This is a genomic window from Streptomyces sp. NPDC006458 (assembly GCF_040612135.1).
Classification (GTDB): Bacteria; Actinomycetota; Actinomycetes; order Streptomycetales; family Streptomycetaceae; genus Streptomyces.
The window spans coordinates 251,927-273,608 of sequence record NZ_JBEXPR010000004.1; the positions used below are offsets into that span (position 1 = coordinate 251,927).

17 protein-coding genes and 3 pseudogenes are annotated in these 21,682 nt (G+C 73.2%); 8 read left to right on the forward strand and 12 right to left on the reverse strand.

Annotation, left to right across the window (positions count from 1 at the left end):
• Window positions 1-206: 206 nt before the first annotated feature.
• Window positions 207-692, forward strand: a pseudogene (locus tag ABZZ79_RS07720) (hypothetical protein); the annotation flags it as partial.
• On the opposite strand, the pseudogene ABZZ79_RS07725 reads toward ABZZ79_RS07720, so the two are convergent.
• Both ABZZ79_RS07725 and manA read right to left on the reverse strand, forming a co-directional pair.
• Window positions 693-1,478: pseudogene (locus ABZZ79_RS07725) on the reverse strand (ROK family protein); the annotation flags it as partial.
• Between the two features lie 152 nt (window positions 1,479-1,630).
• On the reverse strand, window positions 1,631-2,905 hold the full coding sequence (manA, locus tag ABZZ79_RS07730; protein ID WP_356687533.1) for a mannose-6-phosphate isomerase, class I: 1,275 nt from the start codon (window positions 2,903-2,905) through the stop codon (window positions 1,631-1,633).
• Window positions 2,906-3,323: 418 nt separating this feature from the next.
• Here manA and ABZZ79_RS07735 point away from each other — a divergent pair, with 418 nt between their 5' ends.
• A complete protein-coding gene (locus ABZZ79_RS07735) occupies window positions 3,324-4,628 on the forward strand; it encodes an alpha/beta fold hydrolase (RefSeq protein ID WP_356687535.1) in 1,305 nt (434 codons plus the stop codon).
• Window positions 4,625-6,217: an alpha/beta fold hydrolase gene (locus tag ABZZ79_RS07740; RefSeq protein WP_356687537.1), complete on the forward strand. Its 1,593-nt coding sequence runs from the start codon at window positions 4,625-4,627 to the stop codon at window positions 6,215-6,217. Before ABZZ79_RS07735 ends, ABZZ79_RS07740 begins: the two co-directional genes overlap by 4 nt.
• A 36-nt stretch (window positions 6,218-6,253) precedes the next feature.
• Here the strand turns inward: ABZZ79_RS07740 and ABZZ79_RS07745 are convergent.
• The 5 genes and pseudogenes from ABZZ79_RS07745 to ABZZ79_RS07765 form a co-directional block, all read right to left on the reverse strand.
• Window positions 6,254-6,493 (reverse strand): annotated as a pseudogene (locus ABZZ79_RS07745) (response regulator); the annotation flags it as partial.
• Window positions 6,486-6,710, reverse strand: coding sequence for a hypothetical protein (locus ABZZ79_RS07750; RefSeq protein ID WP_356687539.1), 225 nt, complete (start codon window positions 6,708-6,710; stop codon window positions 6,486-6,488). The gene ABZZ79_RS07750 and the pseudogene ABZZ79_RS07745, both read right to left, overlap by 8 nt.
• Before the next feature lie 298 nt (window positions 6,711-7,008).
• The gene (locus ABZZ79_RS07755) at window positions 7,009-8,034 is read right to left on the reverse strand and encodes a hypothetical protein (RefSeq protein WP_356687541.1); all 1,026 of its coding nucleotides are present in this window, start codon (window positions 8,032-8,034) and stop codon (window positions 7,009-7,011) included.
• Window positions 8,035-8,141: 107 nt separating this feature from the next.
• On the reverse strand, window positions 8,142-8,792 hold the full coding sequence (locus ABZZ79_RS07760; RefSeq protein WP_356687543.1) for a response regulator transcription factor: 651 nt from the start codon (window positions 8,790-8,792) through the stop codon (window positions 8,142-8,144).
• Window positions 8,793-8,794: 2 nt separating this feature from the next.
• Window positions 8,795-9,991 carry a histidine kinase gene (locus ABZZ79_RS07765; protein WP_356687545.1) on the reverse strand — a complete coding sequence of 399 codons (1,197 nt, stop codon included), beginning with the start codon at window positions 9,989-9,991 and terminating at the stop codon, window positions 8,795-8,797.
• 178 nt (window positions 9,992-10,169) lie between these two features.
• On the opposite strand from ABZZ79_RS07765, the gene ABZZ79_RS07770 reads away from it, so the two are divergent.
• Both ABZZ79_RS07770 and ABZZ79_RS07775 read left to right on the forward strand, forming a co-directional pair.
• Window positions 10,170-10,688: a YceI family protein gene (locus ABZZ79_RS07770; protein ID WP_356687547.1), complete on the forward strand. Its 519-nt coding sequence runs from the start codon at window positions 10,170-10,172 to the stop codon at window positions 10,686-10,688.
• Between the two features lie 642 nt (window positions 10,689-11,330).
• A complete protein-coding gene (locus tag ABZZ79_RS07775) occupies window positions 11,331-12,008 on the forward strand; it encodes a GAP family protein (protein WP_356687549.1) in 678 nt (225 codons plus the stop codon).
• Window positions 12,009-12,827: 819 nt separating this feature from the next.
• On the opposite strand, the gene ABZZ79_RS07780 is transcribed toward ABZZ79_RS07775, so the two are convergent.
• Both ABZZ79_RS07780 and ABZZ79_RS07785 read right to left on the reverse strand, forming a co-directional pair.
• Complete coding sequence (locus tag ABZZ79_RS07780; protein WP_356687551.1) at window positions 12,828-13,733, reverse strand: universal stress protein; 906 nt, start codon at window positions 13,731-13,733, stop codon at window positions 12,828-12,830.
• Between the two features lie 85 nt (window positions 13,734-13,818).
• Window positions 13,819-14,757, reverse strand: coding sequence for a universal stress protein (locus ABZZ79_RS07785; protein WP_356687553.1), 939 nt, complete (start codon window positions 14,755-14,757; stop codon window positions 13,819-13,821).
• A gap of 284 nt (window positions 14,758-15,041) precedes the next feature.
• Between ABZZ79_RS07785 and ABZZ79_RS07790 the strand changes: the two genes are divergently transcribed.
• Window positions 15,042-15,701 carry a CBS domain-containing protein gene (locus ABZZ79_RS07790; protein WP_356687555.1) on the forward strand — a complete coding sequence of 220 codons (660 nt, stop codon included), beginning with the start codon at window positions 15,042-15,044 and terminating at the stop codon, window positions 15,699-15,701.
• A 125-nt stretch (window positions 15,702-15,826) separates the two neighbouring features.
• On the opposite strand, the gene ABZZ79_RS07795 is transcribed toward ABZZ79_RS07790, so the two are convergent.
• The 3 genes from ABZZ79_RS07795 to ABZZ79_RS07805 form a co-directional block, all read right to left on the reverse strand.
• Window positions 15,827-16,561, reverse strand: a complete 735-nt coding sequence (locus ABZZ79_RS07795) for a CBS domain-containing protein (protein ID WP_356687557.1) — start codon at window positions 16,559-16,561, stop codon at window positions 15,827-15,829.
• Window positions 16,562-16,573: 12 nt separating this feature from the next.
• Entirely contained in the window at window positions 16,574-19,273 is a 2,700-nt protein-coding gene (locus ABZZ79_RS07800) for a GNAT family N-acetyltransferase (protein WP_356687559.1), read from the reverse strand.
• 140 nt (window positions 19,274-19,413) lie between these two features.
• On the reverse strand, window positions 19,414-20,319 hold the full coding sequence (locus tag ABZZ79_RS07805; protein ID WP_356687561.1) for a universal stress protein: 906 nt from the start codon (window positions 20,317-20,319) through the stop codon (window positions 19,414-19,416).
• 291 nt (window positions 20,320-20,610) lie between these two features.
• Between ABZZ79_RS07805 and ABZZ79_RS07810 the strand changes: the two genes are divergently transcribed.
• On the forward strand, window positions 20,611-21,231 hold the full coding sequence (locus ABZZ79_RS07810; RefSeq protein WP_356687563.1) for a CBS domain-containing protein: 621 nt from the start codon (window positions 20,611-20,613) through the stop codon (window positions 21,229-21,231).
• A gap of 201 nt (window positions 21,232-21,432) precedes the next feature.
• On the forward strand, window positions 21,433-21,651 hold the full coding sequence (locus tag ABZZ79_RS07815; RefSeq protein ID WP_356687565.1) for a hypothetical protein: 219 nt from the start codon (window positions 21,433-21,435) through the stop codon (window positions 21,649-21,651).
• Window positions 21,652-21,682 lie beyond the last annotated feature (31 nt).

The following is a 21,682-nucleotide window of genomic DNA, read 5'->3' on the forward strand; positions in this document are numbered from 1 at the left end:
GAGCGACTACGGATTTCCTGACGACGAGTACCGCGAGGCGGTCCGGCGGGCCGAGCGGGCGACTCGGTGGGGTTGGACGGCGATCACCGGTGTGAGCGGCCTCATCGCCGCGGCCGTGGTGGTTCTGGCCGTCGCCTGCCTGGTCTTCGTGGTCGCGCTCGCGTACGCCGCGGTATCCGTGAACTAGCGGCGGTCCGTTCCCTCACATGGACGTCGTCGAGCTGTTGGAATCGGCTGCTCTCCTGGTCCCGGAAGAGATCGCCACCGAGAACGACATCACGTTGCGAGACGTATGGGACTACCTCGCCCACGACGAGTGGGAAGTCGGTCTTGGCCTGCTGGAGGAACTCGGGGACGGGCAGTCGCTGCCGTTGACGTTCTGGGAGCAGCTCGCCGAGGCGGCCGAACAGCTTTTCCTTGAGCGGAGCGCAGCCTGGTGTCATTGGCGGTGTTCCGAGATCCGCAATGGACTGATCCGAGCGGACCTGACGCTCCGGCCGGCCGCCGAGGCGCGACGCAGGATACCGATTGCTGGTCATGGCGTCCTCCAGCCCATGTGGAACATCGGGAATCTCTCGCCCGCCGGCGGTCACTCGGTGAGCATTGCGGCGCTCTGGGTCGAGGAGTTGCCCGCGCTGGAGCCCGGCGGTCGGGCCACGGTTCGGCTTGTGCCCCTCACTCCGTCCCACTGGATCTCCGGCCTGGGCGACTCCCCCGCCGATCACCGCGACCTCGATCTCCAGCAAGGTGGCACTGCCTGCGATGGCCGCGGCCAGGGCCCTGGCGGACCGGTCGAAGGCGGCCAGGGCGCGGTCGTCGCCCGCGCCCGCCGCGACGGCCACGGCTGCCGCGGTCGCCTCCTGCCCCGGCGGCGGGGTCCAGCCGAGCTGCACCGCGTGGCGGGCGATCGCGGTGCCGCTGGCGTACCCCTCGACGCATCCCCGCGCGCCGCACGCGCAGGGCGGGCCGTCCATGTCCACCGAGATGTGCCCGATGTGCCCGGCGTTGCCGGAGGGCCCGGGATGCAGTTCGCCGTCCAGCACGTAGCCGCCACCGACGCCGGTCGAGACCACCATGCACAAGGCGTTGCCGACGCCCCGGGCGGCACCGAGCCAGTGCTCCGCGGCCGCCACGGCCACGGCGTCGCCGAGCAGCACCGGCTCGATGGCGTCCGACACCAGTGGATGCGCGCGCACGCTCTCGACCAGCGGGAACGAGCGCCACGCGGGTAGGTTCACCGGGCTCACAGTGCCCTTGACCATGTCCACCGGCCCGGCGCTGGCGATGCCCATCGCGCAGACGGCGCCCCAGGCCGGACGGGCTGCGAGCGCGTCGATCACGGCGTCGACGGTGCCGCTGAGGCGAGACGTGGACTCGCGGGCCGGCGTGGGCAGTTCGGCCCGCTCGACGATCCCGCCCGCGTCGTCGATCAGCGCTCCCGCGATCTTTGTGCCGCCGATGTCGATTGCTGCATACACCTAAGTGCTCATTTCTCTGTTCTACGCCTGGGTCGCCTCCGGCCGCGGAGGCGGTGAGTCCGACGACATTGACTCATGACAACGTTGTCAAGAGATGATTACGGGTGAGCCTGACATCTCTCCCGGGGCCCCGTGTCCGCGCATCGAGGGGCTCAGGGCCGGTGTGCGGCCAGTCCGGTGCCCGCCACGAAGAGGGTCCCGGACCCTTCCACGGTGATCCCCCGGTCGGAGTCGGGCAGGAAACAGGAGGCGCCCGGGCGCAGGGACACCACCTCGCCGTCCGGGCCGCGCAACCGTGCCGCACCCGCCGTGCACACAACGATGCGCGGCCCTGCCGACGGCACGAGCGGAACGGCCGTAGCCGTGAGCTCCGTGCGGTAGAGGGTGAACTCCTCCACCGGGCACTCGAACACCTGCGTATGACTCGGGTCGGCGACCGCGCTCGGCCGGATGACGGGGACCTGGACCGCGGGATCGGTGATCCGCAGCAGCTCCGGAACGTTCACCTCCTTCGTCGTCAGACCCGCGCGGAGCGCATTGCCGGAGGCCGCCATGAGCTCCACGCCCACGCCCCGTACGTACGCGTGCAGTCCGCCGGCCGACATGTACAACGCGTCTCCCGTGGCGAGGACCTGATGACGCATCAGCAGCGAGGCCACGAGGCCGAGGTCGTCGACGTGGTGCTGTGCCATGCGCACCACCGCGCCGTACGCCTCCGCGTGTGGGCCCGGCTCATCCGCCAGTCGAGCGCTCGCCTGCACGACCTCACGCACCAGCGGTACGCGGTCCCGCGCCGGCCATTCCAGCAGGGCCCGGAGTGCCGCCGTGAGCGCGGTGTCGTCACCCTCACCGTCGAGGAGCGCCACCACCGGGCGGAGCCTGGTCACACCGAGGCGGTCGAGTACGGCGGCTGCCTCCGCGCGCGTGCGGAAGCCGGCGAGGACCTCAAAGGGGCTGAGGGCGTAGAGGAGTTCGGGCTTGGGCCAGTCATCGGAGTAGGGGCCCTGTCCCCCGCTCGCCGCCTGCTCGGTGAACGCGGCGTGAGCCTGCTTCCGGTCGGGGTGCACCTGGATGGACAGGGGTTGGTCCGCCGCGAGCACCTTGAGCAGGAAGGGGAGCCGACCGCCGAATCGGGCGACGCAGTCCGCGCCGAGTTCCCGTTCGGGGTCGTCGCTCACCACGTCCCACAGCGTGCGGGTCCGTCCGTCGCGTCTGACGCCCGCGGGCCCTGCCGGGTGTTCCCCCATCCACAGTTCCGCCTCGGGCCCCGCGGACGGTGCGTCGCGACCCTGCAGCCGGGCGAGCGCCTCAGCCGGCGGTGCCCCTGCGCGGACGCGGCCGTACTGCTCCGAGTGGAGCTCACGAGTGGTGGACGCCCGCCCTCGCGCCGAGGCTGGCCCTACGCCGCGCCCGCGCCCCTGACGCACAGGGGGCGGGCGGACTCGCGTGGTGTCGTCGGCGTCGTCGGCGGTCTCGGCGCGGCCGAGGCCATGAGAGAGACGGGATCACATGGCGGAAGAGGACATCAGGAAGGGCTGTCTGCCGCCCGTTCGCGGAAGCGGCATCGCTGTACGGAGGCGAACGCGGTACCGGTACCCGCGACGACGCCCCCGGGGCGCGCGGAACCGGACGGCACTCGTCGCCGCCGGGCTGGCCCTCCTGGGTGCCCTCGCCCCGACACCGAGCGGTGCCGCGTCGGCGACCGGGCCGCAACCCGGAAGCCGCGCACGTTTCGTGCCCGCTCCCTGCCCGGCCACGCCGGAGCCGATCCCGGGGCGGTGCGGGTTCCTGGAGGTTCCCGAGGATCGCTCCGCCCGCCAGCGCGGTCGGACCATCCGGCTGGCCGTGGCCGTCGTTCCGGCCGCGTCGGCGTCGGCGCCCGGGGACCCGGTGGTGTTCATGGAGGGCGGTCCGGGCGGAGACGCGCTCGGGAGCATCCCCTTCCTGATCGCCTCCGGCGTGAACCGGGATCGCGATCTGATCGTCATGGCGCAGCGCGGCACGCTCTACTCGCAGCCGAACCTCGCCTGTCCGGAGATCGACCGGTTCTCCGCGGACGCCGTGGGGCTGCGCTACGACGCGCCCTCGACCGGGCGGCTGCTGGTGCGGGCCGCGAAGGAGTGCCGGGACCGTCTGGCAGCCGACGGAATCGAGCTGAGCGCCTACAACACCACCGAGAACGCGGCGGACTTCGCCGACCTGCGCAGGGCGCTGGGGATCGACCGGTGGAACGTCTACGGCTACTCGTACGGCACCGATCTGGCCCTCACCTATCTGCGCCGGCACCCCCAGGGCATCCGCTCGGTGGCCATCGACTCGGTCGCGCCCCCGCAGATCGTGAGCCTGCCGTGGACCTGGGACAGCGCTCGGGAGGGGATCGGTGCGATCTTCGCGGCCTGCGAGGCACAGCCCCGCTGCAAGAACCGCTACCCGGACCTCCCGCGCACGCTGACCAGGCAGGTCCGCCGCCTTGAGGCGCACCCGCTGACCCTGACGGCGCGGCCGCCGGGGGGCGGAGACCCGGTGAGGGTGGTCCTCGACGGGGGCGCGCTGGTGAACCTGCTCGTCGGCAACGCCGTACCGGCCGTCGACGTCCCCGCGGCGCTCGACGAACTCGCCCACGGGGATCCGGACCGCTTCGCGCGGGCCCGGGCCGCGGGTGCGACGCCCGTCGTCGGCGAGTTCGCCTACGGGCTGACGAATTCGGTGGCGTGCGGCGAGTGGGTGCCGGGCCATTCGGCGGCCGACCTGCTGAACGCGGGAAGGCGGGCCTTTCCCGGGTGGCCGGACACGGTGCTGGCCCAGGCCCCGCAGCTTCCCTTCCAGGAGCAGGTGTGCCGCGCCTGGGACGTACCGGACCGCACCGCGATCCAGCGGGTGACCACCGTCAGCGGGGTCCCGGCGCTCATCGTGTCCGGCACCTTCGACGCGAAGACGGGGGCGAGCTGGGGCCCGTACGCGGGCCGCACGCTGTCCCGTTCGACCGCCTTGCGGATTCCCGGCATCGGCCACTGGGTGGTTCCCCAGTCGCCGTGCGCTCAGGAGGTTCTGGCCTCCTTCCTCACGCGGCCGGCCGCGCCCGACGCCCGTTGCGTGGCGGGACTCGCGCCGCGACCGTTCACCATCACGCCCCTCCCGGAGAACTCATGATGTCCCTGCGCCCGCCCCACCACCGCCGCGCCTGGCGACGGCTCCCGGCCACGGTGGCCGGGGTCGCCGCGGGAGCCCTCGTCGTCGGCGCCGCCGCGCTGCCCGCCCGGGCCGAGTCCACAGCCCGGGCGCAGCTCGGCACGGTCGCCCGGACCGTGGGCCACGCCCGCTTCGTGCCGGGCCCCTGTCCGAGGACGGCCGACCCGATCCCCGCTCTGGAGGGGGCCCACTGCGGAACGCTCACCGTGCCCGAGAACCGCTCCCGGCACAACGGACGGAAGATCACCCTCGGAGTCGCGATCGTTCCGGCGGCCACCCGCACACCGGCGGGCGACCCGATCGTGTGGTTCGCCGGCGGGCCCGGCGACGACGCGGTCTCCGAGGCCCAACTGGCCATCGACGGTGGCCTGAACCGCGACCGGGACGTCATCTTCATGTCCCAGCGGGGCACGTACTCGGCCGACCCGGCGCTCACCTGCCCGAACATCGACGAGTTCAACGCACGCGCCGTCGGCCTCGTCCTCGGCGCGCCGTCCACCGGGCGCCTGCACGTCGAGGCGACGCGCGCCTGCCTTGATCAGCTCGCTCGTCGCGGGGCGGACCTCAGCGCCTACGACGGCACCGAGAGCGCGGCGGACTACGCGGATCTGCGCAGGGCACTCGGCATCAGACAGTGGAACGTGTTCGGCATCTCCTACGGCACCGACCTGGCGCTCCTCTACATGCGTCTGCACCCGCAGGGCGTCCGGTCGGTGGGCATCGACGGTGTCCTGCCGCCTTCGCTGGCCGGAGGAGCGGTGACCTGGCGCGCCGCACGAGAGGGTTTCGACGGCCTGTTCGAGGCCTGTGCGCAGCAGCCCGCCTGCGACAGCCGCTACCCGAACCTGAAAGCCACCTTCGAGCGCCTCGTCCGTGAGGTGGAGGCCCGGCCGGTCACCACGTCCGTCACGGTGCCGGGCCGGCCGGAGCCGGTGAAGGTCGTCATCGACGGCGGTGTCCTGGTGACCTGGCTGACCTCCGCCACCCATCTGGCGGCCGGAGTGCCCCGCTCCATCGACGAACTGGCCCATGGCGATCCGCAGCGGATCGCCGAGCAGTGGGCGGGCGGCAAGCTCAGTCCGCAGGCCGTCGGGAGGGTCGCCCACGGGCTCGCCTACGGTGTCTTCTGCCGCGAGTGGACACCGTTCGAGAGCGAGGCCGACGTGATCCGGGCAGGGCGGCGGGCGTTCCCGTCGTTCCCCCGCTCGGTGCTGGCCAACGCGCCCCAACTCGCCTGGCTCCACGCGGACTGCCGTGCCTGGGACGTCCCCCCGGCACCGCGCTCGGTCCGGCAGGTGACGCGCAGCGACATCCCCACGCTCGTCATGTCGGCCGGGTTCGACGCCCAGACCGCGGCGAGCAACGGGGCCTATGCCGCTCGTACGTTGAGCAGTTCCACCCAGGTCACGGTCCCCTACGTCGCCCATGTCGCCTTCGCCGAGTCGACCTGCGCGCAAGCGATCACGCTCTCCTTCTTCGAGACGCCGAACGCGGCCGACAGGTCATGCCTCGCAGGGCTTCAGCCGCCGGTGTTCGAGATCGCGCCATAAGGGGCCCTGACACAGCCCGTCGGATGTGGCGGTGCGGTCCGGCCGGACGGCCACGCCGCGGTGCTCCCCCACGTCGGCCAACAGGTCCTGCACGGCCTTCCAGGGCGGGATCCGGCTGCCGCTGAGGTAGCGGGAGAGTGTGCCGGGGTCCCACTGCCGGCGGGCGGCGTAGCGGCGTACCGAGATGTCCAGCCCTTCGAACAGCTCTCTGAGTGCCTCGGCCAGGGCGCGGGAGGCGTCCGGCAGGTCGTTTCCCAGCGGCCTGAGCTCACCCACGCTCTTCTCCCTTGGTCCGCTCCTGCACGTGTCGGCAGGCGCGTGCCTGGTCGTGCTCGATGAGGCGGTTGAAGAACGACACGGCCAGGGCGGCGACGCCCAGTCCGACCAGGACGCCGCGGAAGCGGCCCTCGCCGGCCGCCAGCGACAGAGCCGTCGCGACACCACCGCTGAGCGCCGCGAGCAGAAGGACGAGAGCCGATCTGGCTGTTAACAAAGGGCTGTCCATGGGACCTCTCCCCTCATGGCGTCCGGCCCAAGGGCGAGGAAGCCTGTCGTCGGTGCGAACGGCCGCTCGCCGCTCGGGACACACAGCATGGACCGTCCCGCTCCCGTTGCGCGCCGCGATGCTCGGCGCAGCACACGCAGAGAGGTGTTGCGGGCTTCAACCCGGCTGCGGGTCAATGTGTTTGACCTGGTCCGCGCACCGCGCTCGGGATTCGTTGCCAGTCGCGTTGCACGCAACGTGCGTGTTGCCCCGGCAACACCGCGGCACGCCATGACGGAGGTCTGCCTCAGCTTCGGACAGTGACTCCGAAGCGGGTCCGCAGGCGCCACATCTCCCACGCCGAGACCGCGGTCACCGACAGCGGTCCGCCGAGCAGCGAGCAGAACCGGGCCACCGGCGGGCCTTCGGGCATGCCGTTGCCGATCAGGTTGAACAGGGCGAGCACCCAGATCAGGACGCCGGTGACCACGGGCGGCAGCATCGGGTGGACATGTGCGGTGTTGAAGGCGCTGCGCGCGGAGTACAGCGACGCCAGGAAGAGGAAGGGCAGTCCCCAGAAGACGGCCGCCAACACGATGAGGGCGAACGGCAGCATCTGCCAGCCGTGCAGGTTGTCCTTGAGGCTGGTGCCGCCCGCGACGTAGATGGTCGTGACGAGGACGACCAGGGTCAGCACGTACCAGCCGACCGCCTTGAGCGGGGCGCCCAGCCGGGACCGCAGGTGCGGTCGCAGATGCGGGGGCGCGTAGAAGATGAAGCCCAGGATGACCAGGGGCCCCGCGCAGATCAGCAGCAGCGGCATGACCATCGCGTTGCCCAGGCCCTCCTCCGCCGCATTGCCCCAGCGGTCCTTCTCCACGCCGTAGATCAGGATCAGTCCGAGGGTGGCCGCCATACCGACCACCGTGCGGGCCACCTGGACACGGTCCACGGTGCGGTCCACTATCCGGTCCCCGCTCTGGTGGACGAACAGCTTGGTGGCGAGGCGGTGGGCGGAGCGGATGACGGCGAACCCGAGGAAGACGGGCGAGACGTACCACAGGCAGCTGCGGCGACGGGCTGCCGGAACGGGCGCGCCGGGCTGCGGGCCGTAGGGGTAGGGGTCCGGATACGGGTTCGGATACGGGTTCGGGGTGGGCGGCGGGCCGTACGGGTTGCCGCCGTTGTTCGGCCCGTAGGGGCCATGGGGACCGTTCGGGCCGCCGGGGCCGTTGGGCGTGGGCCCGTAGGGATCTCCCCAGCCCTGGCCGCCCGGTCCGTTGCCGCCCGGTTGCCCCGCGCCGGGTCCAGGACCCCATCCCCCCGTTGCCATGACCTCTCCCACCGTTCCAGTCCGGCCAGTTGCTGTGTCGCCTGGCGACATCGCGGCAGTGTAGTGGCACCCGGCGCTCTCGGCCGCGGGCCTTTCGTGACTCCTCGCTACATCTCCACGATCCCCGCGTCGTGGGCCAGCAGCCCCGCCTGGGTGCGGTTGACGCAGCCCAGTTTGTCGAGCATCCGCGAGACACAGCCCTTGATCGTGGCCTCGGAGAGGTAGAGCCGCGCGGCGATCTGGGCGTTCGACAGACCCGCGCCGAGACCGGCCAGGACCTGGGTCTCCCGCTCGGTCAGCGAACCGGCCAGTTCCCGGGCGCGGTCGCGGGCCGAGAGAGTGTCCGTGGACGCGGCGATGAGGCGACGGGCTGCGGCCGGGGAGAGCACGGTGTGGCCCTGGGCGGCGGCGCGGACGAGGCCGATCAGTTCCTCCGGGGGCGTGGACTTCACCAGGAAGCCGATCGCTCCCGCCCGCAGGGCGCGTAGCACGTACCGGTCGGCGTCGAAGGTGGTCAGCACGACGATGTGCGGCGGGTCGGCGAGCCGGGTGATGTGCTCGATGGCGGTCAGGCCGTCCATGCCCGGCATGCGCAGGTCCATGAGGACGACGTCGGGGCGGCCGCTGCGCACGGCCTCGACGGCGGCCGCTCCGTCGTGCGCCTCGTCGACGACCTCGATGTCCGGGGCCGAGCCGAGAATGGTGCGCAGGAACACGCACACCATGGGCTCGTCGTCCACGACCACCACCCGGGCCATGGTCACACCTCCGATTCCGCCGTCGGGACGAACGCGGGCAGCGTCGCCTCGACGCTGAACCCGCCGTCGGAACACGGCTCGGCACGCAGGGTGCCGCGCACCAGCTCGATACGCCGGTGCAGATTGGCGATGCCCAGACCGGAACCGGTCCCGGCCAGCTCGCCGCGGGGCGTTCCGACAGGTGGTGTGTTGTGGACCGTCAGCCGCATCCGGGCCTGGTCGTAGCGCACGCTCACCTTCACCCGGGCACCGGGCGCGTGCTTGCGCACGTTGGTCAGCGCCTCGCGCAGCACACGGTAGGCGGTGCGTCCGACGACGGGCGATGCCAGGGCGGGGTCGCCCTCCTCGATCAGCTCGGTCGGTATCCCCACCGCCACGGACTCGGCGACCAGGTCGGAGAAGCCCGCGACCGAGGGGGTTCCGTCGCCCTCGGGCGCGGTGCGCAGAATGCCGACCAGGTCGCGCAGTTCCTCCAGCGCCTGGCAGCCCGCGGCACGTAGGTCCTCCGCCGCCTGCCGGGTCGTGTCGTCGGAGGCCGTCACCTTCAGCGCTCCCGCTTGCAGCACCATCAGGCTCACCCGGTGGGTGACCACGTCGTGCATCTCCCCGGCGAGGCGGGCACGTTCCTCGGCGCGGGCCTGTTCGGCCAGCAGATGGCGTTCACGTTCGGCGCGCTCGGCGCGTTCTACCAGTGCCCTCATCAGCGTGCGCCGGGTGTCGAAGTACAGCGCCAGCAGCGGCCCCACCGCCGTACGCAGCAGCCCGATCGTCATGGTCGTGACGGACGGCTCCCACGGCCGCATGACGACGAGGGTGAAGGCGGCGAGCGCGAAGTACGCGGTGCGGCGATCGTGTTGGTAGAAGATCGGCCCGTACGCGGCGGGCAGCGTGGCCAACGGGGCCCACACGCCGCCCGGGTGAGCCGGGGTCAGCAGGTCCAGCGGCTCGACGAGCAGGGACACCACGAGCGTGAAAGCCCCGAGCACGCCGACGACGGTCAGCGGGGCGGCGCGGCGCACGACGAGGGAGGCGCAGGCGAGCGCCTGGAGGCCCAGTAAGACCCAGGCGAGGGTGTCGGGTCGGTCGGGCCACCAGGTGGCACCGGTGAGTGTGAGTCCCGTGTCGAGCAGGACGAAGGCGGCGGCGATCAGCCCGTCCACGGCGAGCCGGTGCCGGCAGTGCCATGGTCCGTCGGTCATGACGCCTACCGTAGGGCATCCCCTTCTCCGGCCCGACCGAGCCGCCGGAACCGGCTACTTGCGGCTCGGGCGGACCCTACGAAAGTAGGGTGCCGGGCGGCGTGAGCATGCCTTCGTCGGGTGCGGAACCGACCGCTCGCCCTGCCGCGCGGTGCGCCCGCCGCCGTGGAATGGGGGCATGGATACGACAGGGCACACCGTCACCACGACGCCCCGGCTCGGTGACTACACGATCGACACGGACAGTTCGTCCATCTCCTTCAGGAGCAGGCATCTCTTCGGCCTGCTGCCGGTGCGCGGCACCTTCGGCCTCCGCGTCGGCACCGTCGAGGTCACGGCGCCGCTCGACACGTCGCGCATCCGCGTGGCGATCGAAGCGGCCAGCTTCTCCACGGGTCACACCCGGCGCGACACCGACGTACGGTCGGCCAGGTTCCTGGACACCGACCGGTACCCGCTGATCACGTTCATCGCCGACCGGGTGCTCGGGACCACGGTCTCCGGCACGCTGACCGTCCGCGGAGTCTCCCGGCCGGTCCGCCTCACGGTCGTGGACTCCGAGGTGTTCGCGGACGCCTTCACCCTCCGTGCCGTCACCCGCGTCGACCGGACCGACTTCGGCGTGACGGCGGCCCGGGGGCTGGCCGGGCGGCGTCTCGACCTGACGCTGGAGGTGTGTTGCGTACGGGCGGCCTGACCCCGGGGTCGGGTCCCCGACAGGTCCCGCCTGTCCCAGGAGACACACCGAGGTGCACGCCTGTAGAGCACGGGGGATGAGTGTCCCTTCGCTCTCCTCGTGGGCGAGGGCGATCAGTTCGCCTGCCGGCACATCGGGCCCCATGGCGCCCGAACCCGGCGGCCTACCCGACGGTTCCGCCTCCGCCGGGGCGGCAGGTCCCGGTGCGGGTGGTGGGCCCGGCCGATCGAGGGTTCCCAGGCGGGGAGCCGCCCGGGAACCGTGTTTCGACCCGCCTGCGCAGCTCCGGCAGCCTGGAGCCGCCGGAGGCTGAGTCGTCCGCGGTCCGTCGCCCCCGTCCGCGCCTGTGCCGCCGCTTGCCGCCCGGCTCACCGTCCGGACCTCTCCCTCCGGCTCCGTCGGCTCCTGTCCCTGGCTGCATGCTGCCGGCGTGCCGCCGTTGCGCCCGCCTGTCGCGGCGGGAGCGGGCGGAGCGCGAAAGGGGGTGACGACCGGTGGCGAGGTCGGCGGGGAGCCGTCGCGGACGGTGCCCCCGCCCCGACGCCGTAGAGGATTTGTGCGGTTCTGACGGCGCGGTGAAGATGGAACCATGCGCGACAGCGGCCTGGCGGGTCGGGTGCGCCAGCCCGCGCGGGAGCCGTGATGGTGCTCGACCTGGTGATCATCGGCCTCGCTATCGCGGTGTTCCCGCTGTCGGTCACCGCATTCGTCCTGGTGCTGTCGGCTCGTAAGGGGACCTGGAAGGGCCTGGCTTTCATCCTCGGCTGGCTGGCCTGTTTCGTGGGCGTTCTGGCCATCGTCCTGTTCGCCACCGACGGCAAGCCGCCGGCTGCCCGGTCCACGCCGTCCACGGCCTCGTCCGCCGTCAAACTCGCCATCGGCGTGGGACTGGTGGGGTACGGCTGGTACCGGCATCGGCGCGGGCCGCGGCACAACACCGGTGACGAGGCCGACGGCCCTCGGCACACGTCCTCGGGCGGGATGATGGGGCGGCTCGACCGGATCTCCGTGTGGGCCGCCACGGGGATGGGTCCCCTGCTCCAGCCCTGGGGGCTCGTGGCGGCCGGCGCGGCGACGGTGGTGGAGGCAGACCTCTCCCACACCTCCTCCTACCTGGCACTGGCCGTGTACTGCGTTCTCGCCACGAGCAGTCTGCTGGCGATGGAGATCTACGCGGCCGTCGCGCCCGGCTCCGCCCACGACCGCCTGGGGAGGCTGCGGGCCTGGCTCCAGAGCCACCAGAACAGGGCGCTCGTGGCCGTGTCGCTGACGGCGGGGTTGTTCCTGGTGGGCCGAAGCGTCTACCAGCTGGCGACCTGACGTCCCGTCGGCACCGCGAGCGGGCACATGGACCGGCGCCGAGGGACCGGACGGCCCTTCCCCGGCCCGGACCCCCGCGCCAGGTCTGGTGGGGGGTGAGGTCAATGCGTGCGCTCGTCCACCACACCGCAGGGCAGATCGCCCCGGACGTCGTGCAGGACCCGGCGATCGAGGACCCGGCAGACGCCCTCGTACGCGTGGGGGCGAGCACCGTCCCCGGCCGCGATCTGCGGGTCGTACGGGGAGAGATGCCGCAGGTCGAGCCGGAGCCGGGCACCGGGCTCGGTCGCGAGGCGGTCGGCAGGTGGTGGACGCCTGGCCCGCGGTGCTGTCCCCGCGATCGGGTCGTCGTCACGCCCTGGCCCCCTGGCCCGGCGCCGGCACGGGGTGAGTGCGATTTCGACCCCGTCCCGCGGATCGCCGGGCGCCCGGCGGTCCGCGCTTCGAGAAGCGGCCGCGGATCGTCGTTCTCGGCGCCGGGGACGACGAGCCCGCTGACTGGCTGCGGGTCAGGCACGGTGGCGGGTGCTGCCGCAGGCGACGCTCGACGGCCTCGCCGCGTCGCCGCTCTCCCGGCCGCCGCCTGAGGCGGGTAGGCGCGGGGGCTGCCGGCCGCGCATCTCCGGCAGTTCGGCGGCGACCTTCCCCGTGGCCCGACCTGCGGGAGACGGCCCGCGCCCCCACTCGGCCATGGGCTGTGTGCACATGCTCGTGCGGCTGGGCGGCGGCCCCGTCGGCGACCCCACCGGGCGCAGTGCCGGGCGCCGGGGTACTGGAGTTCCTCCGACGGCGGCGCGCCCGGCGGCGAGCGCGTCCGCGTCACCGGGGCTGAGCGGGGGCGGCGAAGTCGGGCGGGACGATCTCCACCGGGCAGTGCGCGTGATGCAGCACGGTGTGGGCGACCCGGCCCAGGGCCGGCCCGACGCCCAGGGCGCGGTGGTGGCTCCCCATGACGAGGAGGTCGGTGTGCGCGCTCGCCTCGACCAGGAGACCCGGTGTGCTGGTGGCCGTCTCGACATGGTGGTGGACGATCAGACCCGGGCAGGACCGCCGTACGGCGTCGCCCAGCTGCTTCACCTCGTGGACGCGGGCGTGGGCGATGTCGTCGAGGTCGTCCAGCATCGTGGCGACGGTGCCGATGTGTCCGAGGACGTTCCAGACGGAGAGGATCCGCAGCGAGGCCTTGCGGGCCTCGGCCTCCGCGGCGGCGATCAGCAGCCAGCCGAGGTCGGAGGCGCCCCGCACGGCCGCCGTCACGGTGCCCGTCTCCGGACGATCGCCATCGCCTCGTACGACGATCACCGGAACCCGGGCCCGGGAGACCACACCGAGGCTGACCGAGCCCAGCGCCATGGCGGCGAACCCTCCGAGGCCCCGTCGGCCGACCACGAGCGTGGCGCGCTGCCCGGCGGTGGCCAGCAGACCCGCCACCGGTTCCTGACGGCTCAGTTCGCGGGTGACGGTGAGTTCGGGGAAGCGGTTCTGGACGGCCGAGGCGGTGGCGAGCAGCAGGTCGCGGCCGGCCTCCCGGACCGCCTGGATCGCCTCCGCTCTGGCGAACACGGCCCGCCGGTCGGTGTCGGCGGCGTGGACGAGGTGCAGGGGCCTGCCTCTGCGGTCGGCCTCGGCGGCGGCCCACAGGGCGGCGGTCCGCGCGGTCGGGGAGGCGTCGACACCGACGACGACAGTGCCGAGCTCGGGACGGGCGAGGATGTCGCTGGTCATGACTCCTCCTCGGGAGGGACGGTTCCACGGGCCGGCGTACGTCCGGGGGAACACCGAGGGAACACCTCTCACTCTGGCACCCGCCTCACCCGGCGGGCAGGGGCCACTCGGCCCTGTGATCCGCTCGGGTGTCCGCTGTCGCGCGGTGACCCTGTGGTACGACGGCGACCGGGCAGGCGGCGTGGTGCAGGGCCCGGTGGGCCACCGCTCCAAGTTCCATGCCGACCAGCCCGGCGCGCCGCCGGGCTCCGATCACCAGCAGGTCGGCGGCCGCCGAACGCTGGACCAGCACCGTGCGGGCCGGTCCCTCCAGGGTGGTGCGGCGCACCCGGACGCCCGCGTGGTCCTCGGACGCCGCCTCGATCGCCTTGTCGAGGAGCCGGGCGGCGCGTCGTTCGAGGTGGGAGGCCGGGCCCGCGGTCATGAGCGGGTGACCGGCCGGGGCCGGTTCGCGGGCGGAGCGGCGCCATGCGGTGACGACGTCCAGCTCGCAGCCGCGGGCCGCGGCCTCGCCGAAGGCGAAGTGAACGGCGGGGGCGTCGATGTCCGCGCCGCCGACGCCGAGCAGTACGCGTTCGTGGCGCGACTCCAGGGCCGCGCGCTCGCCCCGTACGACGACCACGGGGCTCGGTGAACGGGCGGCCACGACCAGCCCGACGGACCCGAGCAGCAGATCGGCCAGTCCTCCCCGGCCCCGGGAACCGACGACCACGGTCCGCCCCGCCGCCCCTTCCGACAGCAGCGCGGCGGCCGCGTCCTCGGGCAGGACCTCGGTCGAGACGACGAGGCCGGACGCCCTGCGCCGCGCGTGCTCCACCGCCGTCCACGCGATGTTCTCGGCGAGAACCTGCTCCGAGGGGCGGTCCGGGCTCCAGGCGGGCACGTCTCCCTCGTAGTGCTCCCACAGCGACGCATAAACGATGCGGAGGGAGATCCCGTGCCGTACGGCCTCGTCCACGGCCCAGTCCGTGGCCACGAGAGCGCCGTCGGAACCGTCGACGCCGACGACCAGGGGTGACTGCATGGTCCCCACCGCCTTCCCGCCGCGAGGTTCCTCTCCTCCCACGCTTCCACCGGGCCGGCGGGGCCGGATAGGGCCGACCGGACCCCACCCGCGGCCGACCGTCTCGCGGCCTCCGCCGCCTGGGCCGAACGGACTCCGGGACGGGCCCGAGCGGCCCGTGGTCCACGTGGCCCCGAAGGCACACGCTGGAAGCGACAGGTCGGCTCGTCAGGACGGGCCCCGCGCACTTCCTCGACCCGTCCGTCGTCCGCATCCGACCTGTGAGAGTCCTTCAGGAGGAGACCATGTACGGCAGCCCGCACCTCGTGAGCGACGTCATGACGCGCACCGTCGTGTCGGTGGGCCGGGAGGCCCCGTTCAAGGACATCGTCGCCATCATGGAGCGGTGGAAGGTCAGCGCCCTGCCGGTGCTGGAGGGCGAGGGCCGCGTCCTCGGAGTCGTCTCGGAGGCCGATCTGCTGCCCAAGGAGGAGTTCCGCGACAGCGACCCCGCCCGGCAGGTCCAGCTGCGCCGGCTGTCCGACCTGGCGAAGGCCGGAGCCGTGACCGCCGGGGAGCTGATGACGGCCCCCGCGGTGACCGTGCGCGCCGGCACGACCCTCGCCCAGGCCGCGCGTGTCATGGCGCAGCGAAGGATCAAGCGGCTGCCGGTGGTCGACGCGGACGGCGTGCTGGAGGGGCTGGTCAGCCGGGCCGATCTGCTGAAGGTCTTCCTGCGCCCGGACGAGGAGATCGCCGAGGAGGTGCGCCGGGAGGTCGTCGCCCCTCTGTTCCCCGCTCCCCCGGAGCCGGTCCGGGTGGACGTCTCGGGCGGCGTGGTCACCCTCACCGGCCGTGTCGGGGACACCTCCCTGGTGCCCGTCGCCGCCCGCCTGGTGCGCGCGGTGGAGGGTGTCGTGGACGTGGAGTGGAACCTGCGCGCCGACCCGGGCCCCGCCTGCTGAACCGCGCGGAGCGGGCGGCAGGTTGCCGCCCGCCCGTCACGCGCATGGCCCGTCCTCCCTTTTGCAGCACCCGCCCTCACCATCCGCGCAGCCCGTCGTCGGCCACGCCTTGCGGGGCCTGCTCGTCACCACCCGCGCAGCCAGTCGTCGGCCACGCCGTGCGGGGCCTGCTCGTCGGGCTGCGATCCGGTGTCGTCGAGCCGGTGGGTCAGCCGGTCCACGACCGCGACCACTCCGTCGGTCTGGCGGGTCATCGACACGGCGATCTCCGCCTCGCTCCTGCGCTCCACCCCGCCCGTGAGCGTGACCACACCGTCGTCGACGGAGACGTCGACGCTGCCGGGCGTCAGCCACAGGGTGCGCAGCAGCACGTCCTGGACGACCTCGTGGCGGATGTCCGTGTCGGGGCGCAGGAAGACCTGGAGCAGATCGCGCCGGGTCACGATGCCGACGAGCCGGTCCTCCTCGTCCAGGACCGGCAGCCGTTCCACACGCCACCGGGCCATGGTGCGGGCGGCCTGGGCGATGGTGTCGTCGGCGTGCACGGTCACCGCGGGTGTGGTCATCAGCTCACCCGCGGTGCGAGCCGCGGCCTTCCCGGCCTGCTTCCGGGCGCCGCGCGTCAGCGCTTTCGGCCGCAGCCGGTGCCAAGGTCCGGAGCCGGTGTCGTCCGTCACGGCCTGGCGCGTCGTCAGGTCCGTCTCGGAGACGACACCGATCACCTTGTCGTCCTCGTCGATCACCGGAAGCCCGCTGATGTGGTGGTCGGCGAGCAGCCGTGCCACTTCCTTGAACGGTGTGGTGGACCCGGCGCGGACGGTGTCGCTCGTCATCACGGAGCCGACCTTGTCGTGCTTCATGGCTTGACCTCCTCAGCGGAGTCGACGCAGGTAGGGGTCGTGGGACCGGCGTGGCAGCAGACGGACCCGGGCGTCGAGCGCGACGACCCCGTCCGGTGTCGCGAGGACGGGGTTGAGGTCGGCCTCGGCGAGCTGCGGCAGATCCGCCGCCATGCGGGACAGCCGGTGCAGCAGTTGTTCCAGTCCTTCGAGGTCGACGGGCGGGCTGCCGTGCGCGCCGAACAGGAGCGGGGCGCAGCGCGGGGACGTGATCAGATCGTGCGTGTCGTGGTCGGTGAGCGGGGCGAGCCGGGCCGCGTGGTCGGCGAGGACCTCGACGGCCGTACCGCCGTGCCCGAACAGCACGAGGGGCCCGAAGACCTCGTCCTGGACGACACCGGCGAGGAGTTCGGTGCCCCGCGCGGCCAGTGGCTGCACGACCACGCCGGTCATCAGACCGGCGAACCGCGTTCGCAGGTCCTTGAAGGCCGCCCGCACCTCCGGCTCGCCGCGAAGGTCCAGCAGGACCGCTCGCTCGACGCTCTTGTGCACCAGTCCGGGCCAGTACGCCTTCAGGACGACGCGTCCGTCGCGTCCGCGCAGCCGCTCGGCGGCGCGCACGGCCTCGTCCTCCGTCTCGGCCCACGCCCACGGCGTCTGGGAGACGCCGTAGCAGGCCAACAGGTCGGTGCAGGACCGCGGATCGAGCCAGCCGCCGTCAGGGTGGGCGGCGAGGTACGCCTCGGCCACCGCGTGCGCGCGCGGGCTGTCGACGCCTTGGAGTTCCGGCACCGTGCCTGCGGGGCGGGCGAGCCAGGCAGCGCGCCGGGCCGCATGGGCCAACGCCCGTGCCACCGCGTGCGGTTCGGCGTACGAGGGGATGGTTCCGTCTGCGGCGGGCAGCAGTTCGACCGGTTGTGCCTGTTCCAGCCGTACGAGCGCGACGGGCCGGGCCCTGCGTCCGGGGGCCCTGGTGAGGGCCCGGACCAGGTCGTCCCCGGTCGCCTCGGCGACCGCGGTCGGCACGAGGACCACGAGTACGGCGTCGACGCCCGGGCAGCGCACGAGCCGGTCGACACACGCGCCGAGCTGGTCTTCGGTCACCGCCGCCGTAGCGTCGACCGGATTGCCGGTCGTGGCACCTTCGGGCAGTACGGCGAGCAGGTCGTCGATCGTGGAGGGGGCGAACGGCGGCAGCGCGAGGCCCGCCTCCGCGCAGGCGTCCGCCACCAGGACACCGGCGCCGCGGGCATTGGTGACGACCGCCACCCGAGCTCCCTCCGGCAGCGGCTGGGAGTGCAGCAGCGCCGCCGTTTCGAGGAGTTCGCCGATCGAGCGCGTGGCGGTGACGCCGGCCTGGGTGAACAGGGCCTGGCGGGTCATGATGCGGGTGGCGGCGGCCGCGGTGTGTGAGGCGGCTGCGCGGCGACCGGCCTCGGTGCGTCCTGCGTCCACGGTGAGTACCGGCATACGGCGGGTCACCCGGCGTGCCGTACGGGAGAACGCCCGCGGGTTCCCGAAGGACTCAAGATGCAGCAGGGCGAGGTCGGTCCGGCCGTCGTGCTCCCACCACTGGAGCATGTCGTTGCCGCTGACGTCGTACTTGTCGCCCAGGGAGACGAACGAGGAGACGCCGATGCCCAGGCGGGACAGCCCGTCGAGCAGGGCGATGCCCACCCCGCCGGACTGTACGGCGACTCCCGCCGTGCCGGGGCGGGCGTGGCCGGAGGCGAAGGTGGCGTCGAGCCGAAGGCCGGGTTCGGTGTTGGCGATGCCCAGACAGTTCGGTCCGACCAGGCGCATGCCGTGGGTGCGGCAGGCCGACAGCAGCGCCTTCGCCTGCTCGTCGTCGAGTCCGGCGGTCACCACGAGCAGCGCCCGTACGCCCGCCCTGCCGCACTCCTCGGCGGTGTCGGGCACCGCGGCGGCGGGTACGGCGACGACCACCAGGTCGGGGGTGACGGGCAGGGCACCGACGGCGGGGTGGCAGGGGACGCCGAGGATCGCGTCGGCGGCGGGGTTCACCGCGAACAGCCGCCGGGTGAAGCCGCCGCTGCGCAGATGGTGGAGGATCGCGCGGCCGACGGAGCCGGGCCTGCGTCCCGCGCCGGCGACGGCCACCACGTCCGGCCGCAGCAGGGGCCGGAGGCTGGCCACGTCGGCGTGGCTGCCGCGGGCCTCCACGGCGGACAGATAGGTGTCGTCCGGGTCGAGCCCGACGGCGCAGCGCACCTCGGGGCCGTCGAAGCGGCGGGTGACGCGCAGTCCCAGGTCGACGAAGAGGCGCAGCACCTCGTAGTTCTCGCTGAGTGCGTCGGCGGTGAACGAGGCGATGCCCTCGGCGCGGGCCGCGGAGGCGAGGTGTTCCACGAGCAGGGTGCCCACGCCGCGGTGATGCACCCCGTCGGCCACGGCGATGGAGATCTCCGCGGAGTCCTTGTCGCCGCCCGAGTCGTACTCGGCGAGTCCTACGATCCGGTCCCGCGTCTCGGCGAGCAGCGCCCGGTGGCCCGCGCGGGCGGGGGCACAGGCCCGGTCGGCGGCCATGGCGACCGACCGACGGCTCACCGCGAAGAACCTGAGCCTGAGGTTCTCCGGGGACATCTCCTCGTACAGCGCCTCCAGCCGGTCGTGGTCGCCGGGCACGACCGGCCGGACGCACACCGTGGTGCCGTCCGTGAGCAGGGCGTGGACCGGTGGCGGATCGCCCTTGTCACTGGTGGTCGTGGGCATGGTGCCTCCTCCAGGACTCTCGTGCTTCGAGCATCCAGCGGATCGGTGGAGCGCCGTAGGGCCGACCGGGGTGCGTCGGGGCCCGGCCGGCCCAGGCGACGGGCGCGCCGGGTCGAGGTGCCTGCTCAGCGGCGGGTCGGTCAGGGGTGCGGGACGACGGCGACGGGGGCGACGGCGTGGTGCAGGACGGCATGGGTCACATGCCCGATGTGCGCACCGAACGGATGACGGCGGAGGCGGCGCCCCACGACGATCAGCGAGGCTTCGCGGGAGACGTCGACGAGGTGGTCGGAGGCGGATCCGTAGGGTGACTCCCCGGTGACCTCGATGTCCGGGAACTTCTCGCGCCAGGGCCGCAGCACGTCGCTCAGCGCGTGGTTCTGCTGCCGTGCCAGAGCCCCGTGGAGTTCGAGGCTCGCGGACAGGCCGTAGGCGTAGTACGGCGGCGGGTTCCAGCCGTGGACGACCCGCAGCGCGGTGGCGCGGCGGGAGGCGGCGGCGAACGCGAACTCGATCAGCGCCGCGTCCGGGCTCTCGACGTCGAGCCCGAGGACGACGGGCCGGAACGGGGTCTCGGCGGACGGGCTGCCGGTCGGGGGCGTCTCGTGCTCGTCGGCGGCCTCCTCGCCCGCCCGGACGAGGACGACGGGCCGCTCGGTGTGTGCCACGACGGACAGGCCGACCGAGCCGACCACGAATCCGCCGAACCCGCCCAGCCCACGCGAGCCGAGCACCAGAAGCTCGGCGTTCCTCGCCTCGTCCGGCAGCGTCTCGGCGGGCCGGCCCTCCAGTTGCTCCATGCCGACGTCGAGGCCCGGGTGGCGCAGGCGGATGCCCTGAGCCGCCTCGCGGGGGATGCGCTCCGCCCAGTGCTGCTGGGTCTCGGCGCCGAGCAGCGGTGCCTGCGCCCAGGGCTCCGGCACCGGCTCCATGACATGGACCAGTTTCAACGGGACGCCGAGCAGCCGCGCCTCACGTGCCGCCCACTCGGCCGCCGCACGGCTCTCGCGCGAGCCGTCGAGCCCGACGATGACGCTGCGGGTCATGACCTTCCACCTCCTGGACCGGGGGTTGCGATCTGGACCGGGGGTTGCGATTCGAGCCTCCCTCTCCGGCACGGTCCTCGGCAGGGGCCGCAGGGCCCGGCAGGGGGCCGACCGGCCCTGGCCGGTCTCCCAACGGCGGGTCCACGGAAGCCTTTGGGGTGGGGGCGGTGGGCCGGGGCCGACCGGTACCCCGTTCAGGCCGTTGGGCACCTGTGCCTCGCGCGAGCGGTCCGGCAGGGTCGAAGTGTGAGCGCCCCCACCGGGCACTCGGTCCCACCTCGGGAGGTCGCGATGCCCGAATCCCCCTACACCGTGAGCGACGTGATGACCCACACGGTCGTCGCGGTCGGCAGCGAGGCGCCCTTCAAGGAAGTCGTGGAGCTGCTGGACCAGTGGAAGGTGAGCGCCCTGCCGGTACTGGCCGGTGAGGGCCGCGTCGTCGGAGTCGTCTCCGAGGCCGATCTGCTCGCCAAGGAAGAGTTCCGCGACACGGAGGAGGGCGACCTGGCGCAGCGGGTCAAGGCGGGCGCCGTGACCGCCGGGGAGCTGATGAGCGCCCCGGCCGTGACCGTGCACGCGGACGCCGCCGTGGCCGACGCCGCACGCATCATGGCCCGACGGCACGTCAAGCGCCTGCCGGTCGTGGACGGCGCGGGACTCCTGCAGGGCGTGGTCAGCCGCGGCGATCTGCTGAAGGTGTTCCTGCGCTCCGACGAGGACATCGCCGAGGAGATCCGCCACGGCGTGCTCGGCACGCTGCCCTACGGCGACGTCCTGACGGCGTCGGTGTCCGACGGCGTGGCCACGCTCGGCGGGTCCCTCCCCGACCGCGGCCTGGCACCCGTGATCGCCCGTGCGGTACGCGCCGTCGAGGGGGTCGTCGACGTCCGACTGGATCTGACACACCGCTGACGCACGTCGAGGGCCCAGAAAGGTCGTGGCGGGGGCTCCGGCGGCCTGGTCGTGGCGGGGGCTCCGGCGGCCGCGTCCCCTGCGGCCGCACCCGAGGTACGGCACCGGATGCGCACCTTCACCGAATCGTCACACCCTGCCCGCGACGAACCCGCGTGATCCGGGCACTCGCTCGGCACGGTTCGACGAAAGGACGCTGCCGTGATCGTCATAGCGGCCCTGCTGCTGCCGGGGCTCTGCGTGCTGCTGCTTCTGCTGGACCACGTCGAGAACTGGCTGTCCGCTCCGGTCTCCGGGCCCCGGCACGCCCGTGCGCGCCGCCGTCTGAGGTCCGTCGCCGGTGAAGCGCACGCGACGGTGCCGGGATCGGCCTCCGGATCGGCGCCCGAGTCCGCCGCGCGGGGCGCGCACGCGGCATGAGCTCCGGGCCGCCCGCCGGAGCGGCCTCACG